Source organism: Bordetella genomosp. 4 (genome assembly GCF_002261185.1).
Lineage (GTDB): Bacteria > Pseudomonadota > Gammaproteobacteria > Burkholderiales > Burkholderiaceae_B > Bordetella_A.
In genome coordinates this window covers 1-17,784 of record NZ_NEVQ01000013.1, presented here as the reverse complement: position 1 = coordinate 17,784, position 17,784 = coordinate 1, and the positions used below count along the sequence as shown (strand labels likewise).

General features: G+C 59.5%; 14 protein-coding genes and 1 tRNA gene. 5 read left to right on the top strand and 10 right to left on the bottom strand.

Going from position 1 to position 17,784, the window contains the following annotated elements; all coding sequences use genetic code 11:
- Position 1: 1 nt before the first annotated feature.
- Both CAL20_RS10350 and CAL20_RS10345 read left to right on the top strand, forming a co-directional pair.
- Positions 2 to 2,905: a c-type cytochrome gene (locus CAL20_RS10350; protein WP_094837817.1), complete on the top strand. Its 2,904-nt coding sequence runs from the start codon at positions 2 to 4 to the stop codon at positions 2,903 to 2,905.
- Positions 2,902 to 5,133, top strand: coding sequence for a xanthine dehydrogenase family protein molybdopterin-binding subunit (locus tag CAL20_RS10345; protein WP_094820916.1), 2,232 nt, complete (start codon positions 2,902 to 2,904; stop codon positions 5,131 to 5,133). Before CAL20_RS10350 ends, CAL20_RS10345 begins: the two co-directional genes overlap by 4 nt.
- 76 nt (positions 5,134 to 5,209) lie before the next feature.
- Here CAL20_RS10345 and CAL20_RS10340 read toward each other — a convergent pair whose 3' ends face one another.
- From CAL20_RS10340 to CAL20_RS10300, 9 genes are all read right to left on the bottom strand, one after another.
- Complete coding sequence (locus CAL20_RS10340; protein WP_094820915.1) at positions 5,210 to 5,908, bottom strand: class II aldolase/adducin family protein; 699 nt, start codon at positions 5,906 to 5,908, stop codon at positions 5,210 to 5,212.
- Positions 5,909 to 5,972: 64 nt separating this feature from the next.
- Positions 5,973 to 6,920 (bottom strand): helix-turn-helix domain-containing protein, encoded by a 948-nt coding sequence (locus tag CAL20_RS10335; RefSeq protein ID WP_094837816.1) that lies wholly within the window; start codon positions 6,918 to 6,920, stop codon positions 5,973 to 5,975.
- Between the two features lie 145 nt (positions 6,921 to 7,065).
- On the bottom strand, positions 7,066 to 8,058 hold the full coding sequence (locus CAL20_RS10330; protein WP_094820913.1) for an NADPH:quinone oxidoreductase family protein: 993 nt from the start codon (positions 8,056 to 8,058) through the stop codon (positions 7,066 to 7,068).
- Positions 8,058 to 8,492 (bottom strand): PaaI family thioesterase, encoded by a 435-nt coding sequence (locus CAL20_RS10325; RefSeq protein ID WP_094820912.1) that lies wholly within the window; start codon positions 8,490 to 8,492, stop codon positions 8,058 to 8,060. The genes CAL20_RS10330 and CAL20_RS10325 overlap by 1 nt, the downstream gene beginning before the upstream one ends.
- Positions 8,489 to 10,183: a class I adenylate-forming enzyme family protein gene (locus CAL20_RS10320; RefSeq protein WP_094820911.1), complete on the bottom strand. Its 1,695-nt coding sequence runs from the start codon at positions 10,181 to 10,183 to the stop codon at positions 8,489 to 8,491. Before CAL20_RS10320 ends, CAL20_RS10325 begins: the two co-directional genes overlap by 4 nt.
- Positions 10,184 to 10,237: 54 nt before the next feature.
- Positions 10,238 to 11,038 carry an SRPBCC family protein gene (locus tag CAL20_RS10315; protein WP_094820910.1) on the bottom strand — a complete coding sequence of 267 codons (801 nt, stop codon included), beginning with the start codon at positions 11,036 to 11,038 and terminating at the stop codon, positions 10,238 to 10,240.
- A gap of 8 nt (positions 11,039 to 11,046) precedes the next feature.
- Positions 11,047 to 13,461, bottom strand: a complete 2,415-nt coding sequence (locus tag CAL20_RS10310; protein ID WP_218830705.1) for a xanthine dehydrogenase family protein molybdopterin-binding subunit — start codon at positions 13,459 to 13,461, stop codon at positions 11,047 to 11,049.
- A complete protein-coding gene (locus CAL20_RS10305) occupies positions 13,448 to 13,942 on the bottom strand; it encodes a (2Fe-2S)-binding protein (RefSeq protein ID WP_217903920.1) in 495 nt (164 codons plus the stop codon). The genes CAL20_RS10310 and CAL20_RS10305 overlap by 14 nt, the downstream gene beginning before the upstream one ends.
- A 3-nt stretch (positions 13,943 to 13,945) precedes the next feature.
- Complete coding sequence (locus tag CAL20_RS10300; RefSeq protein ID WP_094820908.1) at positions 13,946 to 14,830, bottom strand: FAD binding domain-containing protein; 885 nt, start codon at positions 14,828 to 14,830, stop codon at positions 13,946 to 13,948.
- A gap of 111 nt (positions 14,831 to 14,941) precedes the next feature.
- Between CAL20_RS10300 and CAL20_RS10295 the strand changes: the two genes are divergently transcribed.
- The 3 genes from CAL20_RS10295 (at position 14,942) to CAL20_RS10285 (ending at position 17,106) form a co-directional block, all read left to right on the top strand.
- Entirely contained in the window at positions 14,942 to 15,841 is a 900-nt protein-coding gene (locus CAL20_RS10295) for a polysaccharide deacetylase family protein (RefSeq protein ID WP_094820907.1), read from the top strand.
- A 246-nt stretch (positions 15,842 to 16,087) separates the two neighbouring features.
- Entirely contained in the window at positions 16,088 to 16,870 is a 783-nt protein-coding gene (gene xth, locus CAL20_RS10290; protein WP_094820906.1) for an exodeoxyribonuclease III, read from the top strand.
- 160 nt (positions 16,871 to 17,030) lie between these two features.
- A tRNA-Ala gene (locus CAL20_RS10285) sits at positions 17,031 to 17,106 on the top strand.
- An 84-nt stretch (positions 17,107 to 17,190) separates the two neighbouring features.
- On the opposite strand, the gene CAL20_RS10280 is transcribed toward CAL20_RS10285, so the two are convergent.
- Positions 17,191 to 17,784 (bottom strand): transposase (locus tag CAL20_RS10280; protein WP_143277046.1); only part of this gene is annotated, 594 nt, incomplete at its 5' end.

Here is a 17,784-nt window from a genome sequence, read left to right as displayed (position 1 = left end):
CATGAGCGCCGATTTGCCAGACACCTTCGACGCCGATGATCAGAGCCGAACCTGGACAGCGGTTGTACTGCGTGCGCCCGATGCCAGTTGGGACGGTCTGAGCTATCGCGGTTCTGTCGTCACTGCGGTAGACACGCACGCTGCCACACAAGCCGATCACCCGGTCAGAGTGCTGCAAGAAAAGACGTTTGTCGCCGTCGTATCGCCCAATGAATTGACCGCCAAAGCGGTGGCCACGGGCCTGCGTATCACATGGCAAAATACCGCGCTGCCTTCGAGCACGCAGCAGCAGCAGCAGCAGCAGCAGCAGCAGCAGCCCAATGGCGTGACATACACCTGGACGACGATGCCGGGTGAGATCATCGATTCGTCCCAGGCATGGGCACAGTGGAGGGATGACGGAACACTCGAGCTCTTGGCAGAGCATGCCGCCCCGCACCGCCTTTGTGCCGAGCTATCCAGGCTGTTCAGCATCGACCGCTCGCACATCCGTCTGCTGCAACCGACCTCGGTATCGTCTAACGAATATACGTCCGCTGCCCATGATGCCGCGATTGATGCGGCGCTGATCGCGCGCATGATCGGGCGGCGCGTGACGGTCCGCGCGCGGCCCACGCGGTATGTGGAGGATTTGAACGTCACCATAAAACCGAACCGTAGCCGCGCGGACGCATCAGGCTGGACCTTGACATCATCCCTGCCGCTCGCCGAGCACTCCGCATGGACCCTGCTGGCGGCCCTGCCGGCTACGTCTACGCCACCGGCGCTCGGCGGCAAGGTGATCATGCCGTACGACTTGACGTTGGCGATCTCGCCATCACAAGCCGCCCTGACGCCAAATGACACAGTACCGCAGGCAGTGGCTGAACTGGCCAGCGTGTTTGCGCTGGAAAGCTTTGCCGACGAAACCGCGTGCGAGCAGACGCAGGACCCTGTTCAGTGGCGCCTGGAACACCTGAACGATCCCCAAGGCCGCGCTCTGATCGAGGCCGTCGCACAGCGCGCAGAATGGGGAGCTTCGCTTAAAGATAGACCGAGAAAAACAGCAACGTCACGGCATGGACGCGGTTTCGCCTACGTTGTCACGCAAGACGAAGACGTCGCCAAACGCGCCTGGTCCGCCTGGGTCGTAGATATGGAGGTCGACCTCGCCTCAGGGCAAATCGATCTGACAGGCCTGACAGTCGGTCACCACATCGAGGGCATGACCCAAGCCCCCGCACTCAGCGCCGAGCTGCAAGAGCGCATCTCGCATGCGACGGCGCAGTTGCTCGGGTCAGTACGATCGCCCGATGACTGGGGTACCGCGACGACGGTTCCCGCCATCCAAGTGGCCGACGTTGCGCCCCGCACGAACGCAGTCATGCCCACTGAACTGTCGCGTAGCACCGCACTGACGCTGCCGCTGGCGGCGGCCATTTCCAATGCCATCCACGATGCGACGGGATTGCGCCTGCGCCGCGCGCCGTTTGATGGCATCGCGCTGCAGCGTGCGGCATTAGAGACGGGACTAGCCTCCGATGGGCCGGCGGAGCCGGGCGACAGGAGGCGTCCCACCTGGCGTCGATTTGCTGCCTGGGCAACACCACTGGCTGCAGCAGCGGCAGGACTGAGTGCCACGGCATTGCCTTGGCGAGCGGCAATCCCCCCTGTCACGCCCGACATCAGCCTGTATTCCGATGCGGCGATCGAGCGGGGACGGCTCATCGCCTCGGCGAGCGATTGCGTGGTATGCCATACCGCACCGGGCGGCAAGGAAAACGCCGGCGGCCTCGCCATGGACACGCCATTCGGTACCATCTATTCCACCAACATCACGCCCGACCCAGTCAACGGCATCGGCACATGGAGCTACGAAGCCTTTGACCGCGCCATGCGGCATGGCATCAGTCGTGATGGACGGCATTTGTACCCGGCGTTTCCCTACACGTCCTTTGCCAAATTCTCGGACTCGGACATGCAGGCGCTCTATGCCTACATCATGTCGCAGCCCGCCGTGCCGGCCCAGCCACCCAAGACAGATCTAGCCTTTCCATACAGCGTTCGCCCCTTGATGGCCGGCTGGAACCTCCTTTTCCACGATGCCAAGCCCTTTGAACCGAGCCCCGATCAGTCAATGTTGTGGAACCGCGGCGCTTACCTGGTCAATGGCGCCGGACATTGCGGTGCCTGTCATACGCCGCGCAACGCCTTCGGCGCTGAACAGCAGAGCCCGGCACAGTTTCTGTCGGGGGCCACGATAGAGGACTGGGACGCCCCCGCACTCAATGCCTTGACCAGCGGCACACAACCTTGGTCGAAAGCAGAGCTTTATACGTATCTTCGTACGGGTCATTCCGCTCAACACGGTGTGGCCGCCGGCCCTATGGCGCCTGTCATTGCGGGACTCGCCGAATTGCCTGATCGGGACATACTGGCAATGGCGACGTACTTGACGGATTTACAGGGGGTTGTTGATCAACGTACGCACTCGGCCGCGTCGTCGTCTGCGACGGCGGCCGCACCCGCAACCGCAACCGAAAATACAGCACAAGCGCTAACGCTGTCGGACATAACCGGACAACGCATTTATGAGGGCTCGTGTGCTGCCTGTCATGATCAGGGACGCGGTCTGCCGCTATTCGGTGTACGCCCGGATCTGGCCACCAACACCAACCTCACTGCCGCCCGGCCCGACAACCTGATTCATATCATCCTGCGGGGCATTACGGAACCGGCGAACGACAATCTGGGCTACATGCCTGGATTCGCCCACTCACTGGACGATAAACAGATCACCGACCTCGTGCACTATCTGCGAGGACGCTATGGTGCGAATGAACCCCGGTGGACAAACGTCGAATCGACTGTTGCCAGATTGCGCGAACACGGACATGACGCCGCCGTGCAGGAGGTTAAACCATGAGACTCGTGCAAGATCGGCAGCCCGTATCGCGCGAACGGCTTGACGCGCAAGGAGAGCCTCCAGCTCGCCACGCGGTGAACCGCGTCTCCAAATCCCGCGTCAATACCTTCATCGAGATCACACCTGAAGGCGACATCATCGCGTGCAATGGCCACGTAGACCTGGGCACGGGAGTACGTACCGCGTTCACCCAGATCGTGGCCGAAGAAATGGACGTCCCCATGCACCGCGTACGCATGGTGCTGGGCGATACGGACCGCACACCGGACCAGGGTCCCACCACGGCCAGCGCATCGATTCAGAGCGCTGCCGTGCCCCTGCGCCGAGCTGCGGCGCAGGTACGAAAAACCCTCTTGCAACGCGCCGCGCAGCAATGGTCTTGCGATGCCGATACGCTCACCGTGGCAGACGGAATCATCACGGGCCCGGGCGAACAAACGACAGACTACGGCAGTCTTGCGCGTGGCGAACACTTTGATATCGACATCGACGCGAAAGTCGATCTCAAACCTGCCGACCAATATCGCATCGTGGGACGTAGCGTCGCACGCGTGGATATTCCCGCCAAAATCAAAGGCGAGTTGATCTTCGTTCATGACTTGCGGTTACCCGGCATGCTGCATGCACGCATGGTCCGCCCGCCTTATCCCGGGCGTGATAGTGGCGCCATGATTGGACAGTCATTGATTGCCGTCGATCGCGAGTCGGTATTGGATATTCCGGGCATAGTAGCGGTCGTGGTCAAGGGCGATTTCGTCGCTGTCGTCACACGCCGGGAGGAACATGCCATCCGTGCCGCCCGGCAATTGAAAGTGCAATGGGCAATGCCGCCAGCCTTGCCCGATCTGAACGATCCCGAGGCAGCGGTGCGTGCCAACCCGAGTAAAGAACGGGTACTGCGTGAAGACGGAAACGCCACCGACTCGCTGTCGGCTCGCACGGACACGCATTCCGCGACGTACGTATGGCCCTACCAGATGCACGCATCCATCGGTCCATCCTGTGCGGTAGCGGATTATCGGGACGGTGCCATTACCGTATGGAGCGGATCGCAGAATCCGCATTTTCTGCACGCCGACATCATGGCATTGCTGGATCTGCCCGACTCGGCCGTACGCATCGTGAGAATGGAAGCCTCGGGCTGCTATGGCCGCAACTGCGCTGACGACGCCGCCGCCGAAGCCGCCCTGATCTCGCGCGAAGTAGGCGCCCCCGTCCGTCTGCAGCTCATGAGGGAGGAAGAGCATAGCTGGGAACCCAAGGGCACCACTCAGATCATGGATGTACGAGGCGCGGTCACCGGCCCCGACACATTGGCGTATGAGTTCGTCAATCGCTACCCGTCGAATAACGCGCCCGTTCTCGCGTTGATGCAAACAGGCACGATTGCCCCAGACCCCATCGTCGAGCACAAAGGCGATCGCACTGCCGTGCCGCAGTACCGATGCAGCGATGTACGCATTGCTGTGCAGGATATGGCACCGATCGTACGGGCCGCCTGGATGCGCGGCGTATCCGCATTGCCGAACGTCTTTAGCCATGAATCGTTCATTGACGAACTGGCGCATCAGCATGGCGAGGATGCTGTCGCATTCCGCCTGCGCTTCATGGAGGACCCGCGAGCTCGTGCGCTGAGTATTGCACTGGCCGAGCGTGCGGGCTGGCAGACAGGACCGTCCCCCCGTTTACATGCGGATCCGCAACGCCCGCACATACGCAGGGGACGTGGGTTTGCCCAGCATCAATACGTACATGGCACCTTTCCTGGCGTAGGGTCGGCTTACTGTGCCTGGGTTTGCGATGTCGAAGTAGACCTAGAACGCGCTACCGTGCGCGTACTGAAAGTATGGATAGGCTACGACTGTGGTTTGGTGATCAACCCGGCGGGTGTGCGGCATCAGATCCACGGCAATGTGATCCAGTCGGTCAGCCGAGCGCTAATGGAGCGCGTGGCATTTGACGATGCTGGCGTCGTATCGCGTGAATGGGGTGGGTATCCTATCATCAGATTCGGGGATATTCCGGATATCGATATCTTGATCATGCCGACCCAGGACCAACCTCCATTGGGGGCTGGGGAGTCTGGGTCAGTACCGAGTGCCGCGGCAATCGCCAATGCGATATTCGATGCTACCGGGCTGAGGTTGCGCCGGGTGCCGTTCGACTCAGCGGAGGTCAGGCGAGGGCTAGATTTGGTTAAACGTCGAGCCGAGGCAATCGGACCGTAAGCGCCTCACGACGCGGTCAGCTGCCCGCTTCAACGTCCAATAGAACTCAATCCCCCCGCCAACCGGCGAGCTATCATCACGCCTCACCCACCCACAGATCCCAAGCCCGATCTATAGCCGCCGGCGGCACTTTAGCAGCGAGCTCAATTTCCCCATCAGTCAGCCCCGTCACCGTCCCAATCGCCATAGCACGATACTGAAACTCCGCATTCTTGCAGGCCGAAACAGACCGAAATACCAGCTCCCGCAAACCAGTACCAACGACGGTCGCGCCATGATGCCGCATTAACACCATCGAAGCAGAACCCAACGCACGCGCCAAGGAAGCCCCCTGCTTTCCGTTAGTCACGAGCAGGTTAGTATCGCCAAACTCGTCTCGGCTATCCCACATGGGCACATGCCGGCCAATCAGCGCACCATGCTGATATACCGGAACAATCGATACGCCAGCCACGCAAAAAGGCAGCACCGACGGACTGTGGTGATGGCAGATCGCCATCACGTCCGGACGCGCGCGATACATCTCGCTATGGATAAAGCGCTCGCTGTATTGCGGCACCCCTACTCCGTCCAGAGGCACGGCCTCACTGTCATACTCGAGAATGTCCGCATCGCTCACCAGCTCAGGCGCTTTCGATTTCGACAATAGAAAATTATCGGGCCTATCTGGATGCCGGACACTCACGTGACCGAACGCATCCAGCACACCGGCCCTGGCCAGAATACGATTGGCAAGAACAAGCTCCGTACGGCAGATGTCGATATTGGTTGTCATGGCGGCTCTAATCAATATGGTGTTTGAGTACAGTTGCAAAATTGCCGCGATGACACCGCGGCCACTATTTCGACGAACGTGCAGCGCGCTTTCGGCCGGGTTTCGGATCGGGTTCTACAGCGTCCGTAGCGTTCTCCGTTGCCGCAAGCAACTCACGCAAATGTGCCGCCGCAGCCTCACCTTTGATGGCCGTTCGCCAAGCTTCTTTCACGATCTTTTCGTGCAGCTTCAGTGCCTCCGGGGCCGAAGTCAGCATCGCCACGCCCACTCGGATATTGGGCTGTTCCCCCAAGCGGAACGGACTGATCGTCAAAGTACGACGCTCTGCTTGCCGGAAAATCTGGAATCCGTTGTGCGGCAAAATGTCGGTAACCAAACCGATTTGCACACCTAGATCGTCGGCCTCCAGCAGCGTGGCCAAATGCTCTATCTCGGCACGCGCCTTCTCCTGCCGTTCCCGGCGCACTGCCTCTGGCAGATCCCGTTTTCCCATCAGCCCCATCTTGAGAAAACGCTCGATCGAATCCGCCGAGATCAGATTCACGATGCTGGGCCGCCGGCGCCGGTAGGTCTGTTTACGCGCAGCGAGTATGTCGATGACCTGGCTCACGTCAGTCATATATTTGGCGCGATGCGGATAATCCTCGGGCACGGACTCGCGCAACGACTGGTCGAGCACGGTAATAAAGTCATCCGACGCCAGCAGGAACGACACAGGGCTGGCTAGCACAATGATCTGATCCGCCCGTTCCTCCAACTGACGGGTACGCTCGAAATAGCTCACCGCGGAAGCCAGATATTCGATGCCGACCCCCATCAGCGTGGGCATCGAGACGTCCAGCAGCTCGGAAAGCCGCTCCAACGTATCAATTTTTGCAATATCGCCCTTTTCCACACGATACAGGGCGGTACGTGAAATCCCGATGCGTTGTGCGACCTCGTCGGCGCTGAATCCCGAGGCCATCCGGAACGCCCGGACCCGTTGACCGATTTCTTCATACTGCGAAGGCATTTTGACTCCCGTAGTGTCTTGCCGAGCATACAGACGCATCGGCGAAAGGGACTGAGATCATACAATGGTGACCCAATTTTGGAACACTCCCCTTCTTTAGACACGTGACGCCGCGAGTTTTCATGCTCACGCCAGCCGGCCGGAATCAATCCTGGGGCACCAGAATCAGCCGCCCCCCCGCCTTACGCGTTTCCAGGGCACGTAACGCTTCGCCGACCGATTCGAGGGAATAGGTGCGGCTCGGCGTCTTCACCAGCTTTCCTTCGCTATAGAGGCGGAAAATCTCGGACATGCAGTGCGCCATTTTTTCGGGGGTGCGCTTGCGATAGTCACTGACTTGGACGCCACTGACCTCAATATTCTTCAACAACACGTAGTTGACCTTTAGCGTGGAAATGCGCCCCGCCGCAAATCCGATCACCACCAGACGTCCGCACCATGCGACCGCCCGGATGGCGCCGTCAAAATAATCCCCGCCCAGCGGATCCAGCACAATGTCCGCGCCTTTACCGTCAGTCAGAGCATAGACTTGCTCGCGTATGCTGTCGCGCGGGTTGTCGCGAGACAGATCGATCCACGCGTCGGCGCCGGCCTGCGTGACGAGATCGGCTTTGCCAGGTCCTGATATGCCGGCAATGACCTTTAGCCCGTAGGCCTTGGCCAATTGCAGCGCGGCCAGGCCCACCCCGCCGGATGCGCCCATCACCAGCACGGTCTCGCCCGCGACGGCGCGGCCACGGTCACACAGCGCGAACCAGGCCGTGTCATACGCCAGCGCCATACTGGCAGCCTCGACAAAGGGCAAACCCTCCGGCATACGGAAACAATCGGTGGCCTTGACGACCGCCTTTTGTGCATATCCCCCGTGCTCGGCGAGTGTAAGCACGTGGTCGCCTACGCGGGGCTCCGTCACACCCTCGCCCACAGCACACACGATACCCGTAGGCAGTTTGCCTGGCACGAAAGGCCGATCAGGCAAAAACTGATATTTCCCCGTGACGACCAGAGTGTCGACGAAGTTGATTGCCGTCGCCTGGACGTCGATCAATACCTGGCCAGGTTCAGGCACGGGATCGGGGATTTCCTCCACACGCAAGGCGTCTACCGGGCCAAACTCGCGGATCAATACAGCTTTCATCACTGCTCCTGTGCGTTCATATTTAAACTGCTGAAGGTCCCACGGCCTGCAGCGATCAGCTTGTCATGCTGACCCCGGATCTCGATGTCGACGCGCGACACGGCCTTGCCCACTTTGAGAGTGCGTGCGGTCGCGATCAGGTCATCTGCAGGCGCCGGCCTCAGGAAATCAATGCGTAGATCGATGGTGGGAGCCATCCTGCCGATCTGCACCGCAACGGCTGCGTGCCCCGCCAGATCGATCAAAGCGGCAATCACCCCGCCATGGATTTCCGGGCTGTTTTCCGCTCGACCGAATACGGGCTTGTACGGCAGCCGGATCACTACGGTGCCGTTATCCGCGTCGGCCGAGAGGGCTTGCGGTTCCAACACGGTATGAAACGGTGGGTGTGCCAACTCGTGGCGCAGCCGATCCAGGGTATCGCGCTGACTCATGAGGCCACCGTCGTGCTCGCCTTGAAGCGGACAGGCTCAATTGCCAAACGCCCCTCGCGTACGTCGTCCGCGAGCCCGCGTTTGAACATTTTGCCGCTTGCTGTCAGCGGTATTTCATCCAACGCGATGAAATACTCAGGCATGTCATAGCGCGACAAACCCGCCTCGTCCAAATGCGCCAGCAACGTATCCGCATCGACAGACCGGCCAGGTTTGAACATGACTGCCAGGCAGACCTTTTCTCCCATTCTCGGATCCGGCACAGGCAGTGCCGCAGCCCGAGCGACGGCATCATGTTGCATGGCCAAGTTCTCGATTTTGGCCGGATAAATATTGTGCCCGCCACGAATGATCAGGTCTTTCTTGCGGCCGGTGATCACCAGATAGCCGTCTTCAGTGAGCTTGCCCAGGTCGCCCGTCATGAACCAGCCAGAGGCATTGAACGACTCTTCGGTCGCCTGTTGATTATCAAAATAGCCCAGCATGAGGCTGGCACCTCGTCCGCCAATCTGGCCGATCTGGTCAGGGCCGATCTCGGTATCCGGATCCTCCGTGGAGAAAATACGTACCTCATAGCCAGCGCACACGCGGCCCGACGTGTTGATGATCCGGTCCGCACTATCGTCGGGTAGCGTGTAGTGATGCGAGCAGGCCTCGGTCATGCCGTAGCCGCTTTGCGGCTTGACGCCGTGCTCGATCAAGCCCGCGACCACCTCCGGCGGCGCAGAGGCGCCAGAAATCCGGAAACCCTCCAGACGCCCCAGCTTTTTGAGGCCCCGCTGGCGCAGCTCGTTCAAAATGTCGATACCGTGAGTCGGCACGCCAAAGAGGAAAGTCGTATTGGTTTCAATCAATCGGTCAACCAAGCTCGCGCCTCGAGCCAGATCGTGCACCACTAATTCAGCGCCCGTGGCAAAGGCGCTGATCATGGCGCCCAAGCCAAGGTTGTGGCTGAGGGGGCTCATCGTATACAGCACGGACGCAGGCCCAAATTTCCAATCATGGGCAATAGCACGGGCATTCGCCAGCAAGGTATTATCACTATGCATGACGCCTTTGGGTTCGCCAGTCGTCCCCGAGGTAAAGGCCAAATACACGACGCGATTCGGATCCGTGCAGACAGGCACATCGACCGCGCCAGCCTGGACGTCGCTAGCGGCATGCTTTCTCGAGGCCAGCAGATCCCCCGATCCCGCATTGTCGGCGAGATCAATCACCAGCTTCAGATTTTCCAGATCCGCCAACATTTTAAAAATGTCGTGACGCGTGGCGTCTGCGCCCCAGCCTTGCTGGCCAATGAAGGCCGCTGCGCGCACCCGGCGCATCAGCACATTGACATCCCCTACCGTGTGATCGCGATGCAATGAAGGGCAGCAGGTATATCCATTGCGCGAGCATGCCAACCACACCACTGCGGTCTCTACGCGGCTGGCTGTCCACAGACCCACACGCTGACCAGGCTGCACGCCTGCGCCGTGCAGACGTACCGCCAGCGCGTCCGCGCAGGCGATCAATTCTTTGTAAGTCAGCCGATTCGCGCCGTCTCGAATCGCATAACTATCCGGACTGCGCTGCGCCTGCGCCGATGCGGCCGCATAAATCGTCTGGTCGCGCCAATGGCCCGAGGCATAGTAGCGCTCGATCTCCTCTGCGCTCAGCATGGTAAGTACCGTGCTTTTTTTGATCGACATGAATGACACTCCTGATAGCGTTGGCTGCAAGACGCGTGCAGCCCGTGATTTGTATTAATGCGTACGGCCGCCGAACCACCCTCGAACGGTGGCCCACAACGACGAAAAGATGAGCGAGAGGCCGCCTATCGGTTTGGCAGGCGCAATGGGAGGCAGCGTGCCAGGAGCCCCTGCAGGCGGTTGACCGGATCGTTGCTGCGCAGCGGCTGCGGCGAGACCTGCGGCGTGTCCGGCATTGAATCCGGCGCCAAAGCCATCGCGGTACCCCTGGGCATAAGCCGGCTCCGTCGCGACCGAGCGAGATGCCGGCTCGCCCACGGCAGGACCTGGCAAGGAGGAGACCGGTGCAGCCTCCTCCTGACGAGGAGCGCCCGATACGCCATACACCTTTTCGTGTTCTTTGATCTGCTCGATGCGCGCCTCGAGATTGCGAGCGAACTGCGCCACGATCTGGTTGGCCACATTCTGAATCAGCCCCACGCCGCGGCCATACTGCGCTACCGCGCCGGCCAATGTCAGGTCTGTGGTAATGACAATTTCAGAGCCGACGGCACTCGGCTGACAATGAAATTGAATGCTGGCCTGCGCTGTGCCGCGCCCCTTTGCGTCGGCGCCCTCGGCCTGCACGATTGCACGCCGACGTTCGTCGTCGATCTCGGTAAAGTTGGCATCACACAAAAAGACCAGCCCCACAGGCCCCAGTCTGACCGATACTTTGCCCTTGAAACGGCGGTCATCAATACGCTCGACGATCTCCGCCCCCGGCATGCAGGGAACTACCGCCGGCAGATCCATCAACAGCGGCCATGCCTCTTCCGGCGGAAGCGATACCTGGAAATGATTCGTGAATTGCATCTTGTCCCTTACTTGGAGTCCACCGCATTGCCCGCGGCTGCGTCACGTTGTGTCTGCGTCGATCGACCTTGGGTGAGATAACGCAAGATGTCTTCAGGCAATACCGGCAGCCGATTGACCGTACCCGGCATGCCCAGTGCGTCGTCGATGGCCGCGGCAATCGCAGCGCCCGCGGCGTTGGTACCGCCCTCTCCTGCGCCTTTCAGGCCCAGGGGATTCAATGGACTGGGCGCGTCCTCGGTAATGAGGACATCGACGGGAGGCATCTCGTGCGCCGTGATCATCAGATAGTCGGCAAAGGTCGTGGACTGAGGCTGCCCATTCGCGTCGTACGTAAATTGCTCGTAGAGCGCACCACCAAGCCCTTGGGCTAAACCCCCGACAATCTGGCCTTCGATCATTTTCGGATTGACCGCGCGCCCCACGTCATACGAAACCCAATACCGTTCGATATCCACATGCCCTGTTCCTTCGTCCAGACGCACCTGGGCAACGTGTACGCCGTACGGGTAATTCATGTGTTCGCTATAGAACCAGCCCTCCGCGGACAGACCGGGCTCATGGCCATTGCTCGTCTTCTGACTGGGATGCAGATAAGACGCCACCTGCGCCAGCGTGACGCCAGGTTTTCCGTCATCGTCCAACGATTTGATAACCCCGTCACGCACGTACAACCGGTCTGCCGACACGCCCAGCATCGTCGCTGCAACGCCGAAGGCCTTGGCGCAGATTTTTTTCGCAGCGATCTGCGTGGCAGATCCTGACATCACCGTGACGCGCGAGGCATGGGCGCCGTTACCAAACTCGATCTGGTCGGTGCGGCCTTTGATCACGCGAATCTTGCGGTAATCCACGCCCAGCTCATGTGCGCAGATCTGCGCCAGCGCAGTCTGCATCCCTTGGCCTACGGAGCCTGCGCCGGTAACGAGCTCGATAGAGCCTCCGCGATCGACGGTCAGGCGAACCATATCGGAGGGACCCAATCCGGATTTTTCCACGAACATGGCCAAGCCCAGACCGACACGCTCTCCGGCCTGACGACGATTATTCAGACTCTCGCGCAACGTTTTCCAGTCCACGCGTGACAGCGTTTTGTCCAGCAGACCGTCGTAGTCACCAGAATCCAGCAGCACGTCGACACCCAACGCATCGAGGGGACGCGTGTAGGGCATCTCTGATTTGTCGATCAGATTACGACGTCGGATCTCGATGGGATCAACGCCGGTACGAGCGGCGATGGCGTCCATCAGCCGTTCGCGCACGAAACTGGTTTCGTAGCGGCCAGGCGAGCGATACGTTGCGGCGGGCGTCTTGTTCGTCAATCGGTAATGGCCGGCGACCTCATAGGCCGGAACGCGGTACGGTCCCAGCAACAGTCCCGCAGACATATCCGCGACGCGTGGCCCGTGCGTGCGCACATAACCGCCCTGGCTATGGAAAAAGCGATTGCGTATTCCCAGAATATGCCCGTGTTCGTCGATAGCGGCATTGATAGAGTGATACTGTTCGCGCGAGTGATTCGTCGCCAACAGGTTTTCGCGCCGGTCTTCGATCCACTTCACTGGCCGGCGTAAACGCAGGGCGCCGAGACAAACCAGTACGTCTTCGGGATAAAGTTCGCCGCGCACACCAAAACCACCGCCCACATGGCCCTCATACAGATGAACCGTCGCGGGCGCACGGCCTATCATCTTGGCCATTTCATCGCGGTTCCAATGCGATTTCTTGGCCGCGCCATGCATTTCAAGCACATCCCTAGACGCGTCATAGCGAGCGATAGCGCCTCGGCATTCCAGCGGCACACCGCTGTGACGGCCGATAGACAAATCAAGTGATACGACGGCCCAGGCAGCACTGAAAGCCGACTCCAAATCGCCGTATCCCTTGCGGATCACGGTAGGTTCGGTGTTCAACCCCGGCAAGAATTCCTGCGGCGGGTCACGGGCATCCATCAATGCCGGCAACGGCTCGATATCCATGCGCACCAGTGCGGCTGCGTCTTCTGCGATATAGGGATCAGTTGCAAAGACAACGGCGACGGGCTCACCCACGTAGCGTACGTGGCTTTGCGCGAGAATAGGTTGGCAATACGGCTCCAAACCCTGGACTGTCGTGGCGCGAAATGGAATAGGCGGAATATCGGCCACATCGGTGCCGGTCCACACCGCAATGACGCCGGGGACCTGCAGGGCCTCGCTCGCATCGACATCCCGCACGCGACCATGCGGCACCTCGGAGCGAACTACCCGCATATGCAATTGACGCGGGAAATTTACATCCGCGGCAAAGCAGCCCTCGCCTCGCACCAGCGCGTCGTCTTCCAGTCTGGTGACCGATTTGCCGATCACCGCATCCGCGGTCTCTGTCCGCTGAGCCGTTGTGCTGGTATCGGGATCCACCATGGCAGAGTCACGCGCATTCATGATGGCCCTCTTTATTCAAGATGTCTCGCGCTTGCTTCACTGCGGCAATGATGTTGTGATAGCCCGTACAACGGCATAGATTGGAAGACAAAGCATCTACGATTTCTGCGTCGCTGATGTCCGGATTACGCTCCAGAATGCCCTGGGCCAGCATCAAGAACCCCGGCGTACAAAAACCGCATTGCAGCGCATGCTGATCGACAAAGGCCTGCTGCAAGGGACTCAGTTTCTCGCCACAGGCCAGGCCTTCGACAGTGCGCACAATTCGCCCGTTCGCCTGTACCGCAAACATCAGGCATGCACGAACAGGATCACCGTCAACCAATACGGTGCAGGCGCCACACACACCGTGTTCGCAGCCGATATGCGTGCCAGTCAGGCCGCATTCATCACGCAGCACGTCCACCAGGCTCTGGCGAGGCTCGACCCGCAAATCCTGAATCTCGCCGTTTACATTGAGCGTTATATCGAGTTTGTCCATGATTTATTCCCCCTTGTTCGCGGCCAGGAAACGGGCACATGCTTTCGTCAACGCTCGACGAACGACGGTATTGACCAGATGGCGGCGGTACTGCTGCCCCTCCTCGCTGATGTCGGAGGGAATTGCATCTGCGCTGGCACGCCAGGCAACGGCGTCAATGAGGTCTTGCGTCACGGACTGGCCCTCGATCATGGCCTCGGCATCGGTCATCCGGCGGGGCGTGGTCTCGACTGCGCCCAACCCAATCCGGACATTGCGCACGCGGTCGCCGTCATGCTCAACCACGACCAGAGACATCGCCTGAGCAAAATCGCCCGCGCGCCGGCTGACTTCTTCGAAACCAAAGGAACAGTGTTGAGACAGCACGGGCAGCGATACCGATTCCAACAGCTCATTGGCCGCCAGCGCTGTCGTCATGTAACCGAGGAAAAACGACGCAGCCGGCACCTGCCGTGCCTCGTCCTGGCTGCGTACCTGCATGGTCGCGTCGAGTGTGACACTGACCAGACACCATTCAGAGGCCGGGTCAGCATTCGCCAGGCTCCCGCAGAAAGTGCCACGATTGCGTATCGGCAAATGCGCGATATGGCGCACGACGGTACTGAGCAATGCGCCGAGCGGCCCCTCGACGACCGGCTGATGAAAAGCCGCATGGCGAACACAGGCACCGATTTTCAAGGTTTCCCCCTCGGCGACAAGCTGCTGCAAGGAGGCGATACCGTTGATATCGATCAGATAGGCCGGCTGCGCAAAACGCAATGCCATCGCAGGCACCAAGGTCTGGCCGCCAGCCAGGATGCGGCCGTCCTGATCCGCCACATCGGCCAGCATCATGACCGCCTGTTCGACGGAACTGGGTTCGTAGTACGTAAATTTGCCGGGCTTCATTGGATCATCCGTTTTACGCTGGATTGTCGCTATATTGGAATGATAACCAATTTTGGTACACTGGTGCTACCGAATTTTGTTCGATGCAGTCCTCTTCCCAAAGGAACTCTCATGCAGCTGCCTCACCACAACCGTTATGCCTACCGCCCCATTACGGAACGCCCCGCCTACACGTGGCCCGAAGGCAAGCGCCTGGCCTTCTTTATCGGGCTGAACATCGAACATTTCGCTTTCGGTGCTGGGTTGTCCCATTCTCTGTCAGTGCCCCTGCCGGCGCCGGATCAGCGTGCCTTTGCCTGGTCGGATTACGGTAACCGGGTCGGCGTCTGGCGCATCTTTGACATGCTGGACGATCTGCAGCTGCCGGCGTCCCACTTGATCAACACCACCTTATTCGAATATGCGCCTCAGATTCTGGAACGCATCAAGGCACGCAAAGACGAGGTCATCGCCCATGGCCGCACCAACGCGGAACGTCACGCGGGCATGTGGGAAGCCGATGAGGCCCGCTTCATCGCCGAAGTGCGCGACGACATCCGCAAACATTGGGGCCAGGCCCCGACAGGCTGGATGGCGCCGTGGATGTCGGTGACGCCCTCTACCCTGGACCTGCTGGACGAAGCGGGGTTCAAGTTCGTCATGGATTGGCCGGCAGATGATCAGCCCCTGTGGATGAAGACGCGCAAAGGGCGAATCATGTCTGTGCCGTATCCGTTTGAACTCAATGACTCTCCGCAGATGCTCGTGCGTCATCAAAGCCCGGACGATTTCGGCCAAGCCATTATTGATCAGTTCGACGAAATGCTCGAGCAGAGCGATAAGCAACCGCTGGTCTTCAGCTTGGCTCTGCACGCCATGATCGTGGGGCAACCCTATCGGCTGCGCTCCTTACGCCGGGCGCTGCAACACATCGTCAATCACCCGCAGCGCGACAAAGTGTGGTTCACCCACCCTGGCGAAATCTACGCGCATTGCGCAGCATTGCCGGAAACGACGATGCCGGCTCCCTGAGCTGGTTCCTAAGTGGGCAGACGACATATTCATACTGGTAATTTCTTTCGATCAAGACCTTTGTTGGCGGGCACAATTTAGGCAGCGGAGAACAGTCTGCAGAAGCGCTGATACTATGGCGTAGACGCGGCACGCAGAAACCTGTTGCCGCGCCTTGGATATGGGTAGCCAACTGATAGGCAAGCCCATAAAATCAAGGCGCAAAAACCCGCCAAACAGTTGAAATAAAAAGATTTTTGATACGGAATGAAATTAGCTACTTGGAACATCAACTCCCTGAAAGTCCGTCTGCCTCAAGTCCTGGACTGGCTTTCAGCCAACCCCGTCGACGCCCTCTGCCTCCAAGAGCTCAAACTCACCGACGACAAGTTTCCGTTGGACGCCTTCACCAAGCTCGGCTATCAAGCCGTCTGGGCCGGGCAAAAAACCTATAACGGCGTCGCAATCATCTCGCGCGAAACCGGCTCCGCCATGGTGCGCAATATCCCGACGATGGACGACCCGCAACAGCGCGTACTGGCCGTCACCCTGCCCGCGCCGGGTGGCGACGTGCGCGTCATCTGCGCCTATTGCCCCAATGGACAATCGCTGGATTCCGAAAAATATCCCTACAAGCTGGATTGGTTTCAACATTTGCGTAATTGGGTAGCTGAGGAATTGAAAAACTACCCACGCCTGGCGCTGCTGGGCGACTACAACATCGCCCCTGCCGACGAAGACGTGCACAATCCTGCCAAATGGGTAGGCCAAGTACTGGTCTCCGAGCCGGAACGCGAGGCCTTTCGTGCATTGATCGATCTCGGCCTGGCCGATTCGTTCCGCAAATTCGAACAGCCCGAAAAATCCTTCACCTGGTGGGATTACCGGCAATTCGGCTTCCGGCGCAACGCGGGGCTGCGCATCGACCATATTTTGCTGTCCGAGCCTTTGATCAAACAGTGCACCGCCTGCGTCATCGACAAGGAACCGCGCGCGAACGAACAGCCCTCGGATCACGCGCCCGTGATCGCGACGCTTAATCTCGACTGAGGGTTTTCTCGGGCTGCCAGACCCTGGCGCTAGCAGTCCGCCGCCCGCTCACGACTCCGCCCGCTCTTGCGTGCAAAAAAGCCCGCAGATGCCGACTGGATTGAGCCCGCGAAACCGTGCACCCACCGCATCCAAGATATGCTATATTTTGATGCTTATCGGGGCGGTAGCTCAGCTGGGAGAGCGTCGCGTTCGCAATGCGAAGGTCGGGAGTTCGATCCTCCTCCGCTCCACCAATTCAGGTTCTAGAGTGATCTAGGAAATTCCAAAACAGCGCCCTTAAGGCGGGCTCTACCCCATAAACGGGGGATGGGCATTCATCAGACTCGGTTAATCACACCGTTCCAACCGCACTGAGCCAAGACTCTCATGCGGTAATTCTCAAAATTTCTGAACCCAAACGCCCGGCGTGAGAGCATCTCCATCTTCGTATGGAATCCCTCGGTGATCCCGTTGGACTTGGTGAAACGCCACATTCGTACGATCGGCTCCAGCCACGATAGTAACGTCGCGGCCAGCGCCTTGGCCGGACTTTGCTCGAACTGCCGGATCAACGCCAGGAATTTGGGTAGCATTTTCTGGGAGCGTTCGGCCTTCAGGCTCTTCAGGACTAAAAAGCCGTTGAGCTGCTGCTTGGCAAAATACAGCGCCTGCAGCACCGGCATCTGTGCCAGGTACTGGTGCAGGTTTTCCTTCTGCAGGGCGGTCAGTTTCCAGTGATGGCGGCGCATCAGGCTTAATAGTCCACGGTTTCTGCGACCGTCGGGATCGTGCTGTTGCCACAGCTTGAGGAAATGGTGATTCACCAGCCGAATGACGTGGAAACGGTCAGCCACAATCATGGCATTGGGGAAGTACCGTTGGGCAATTCGGCGATAGGTCTCGGACAAATCCATGACGATGACCCGCACGTG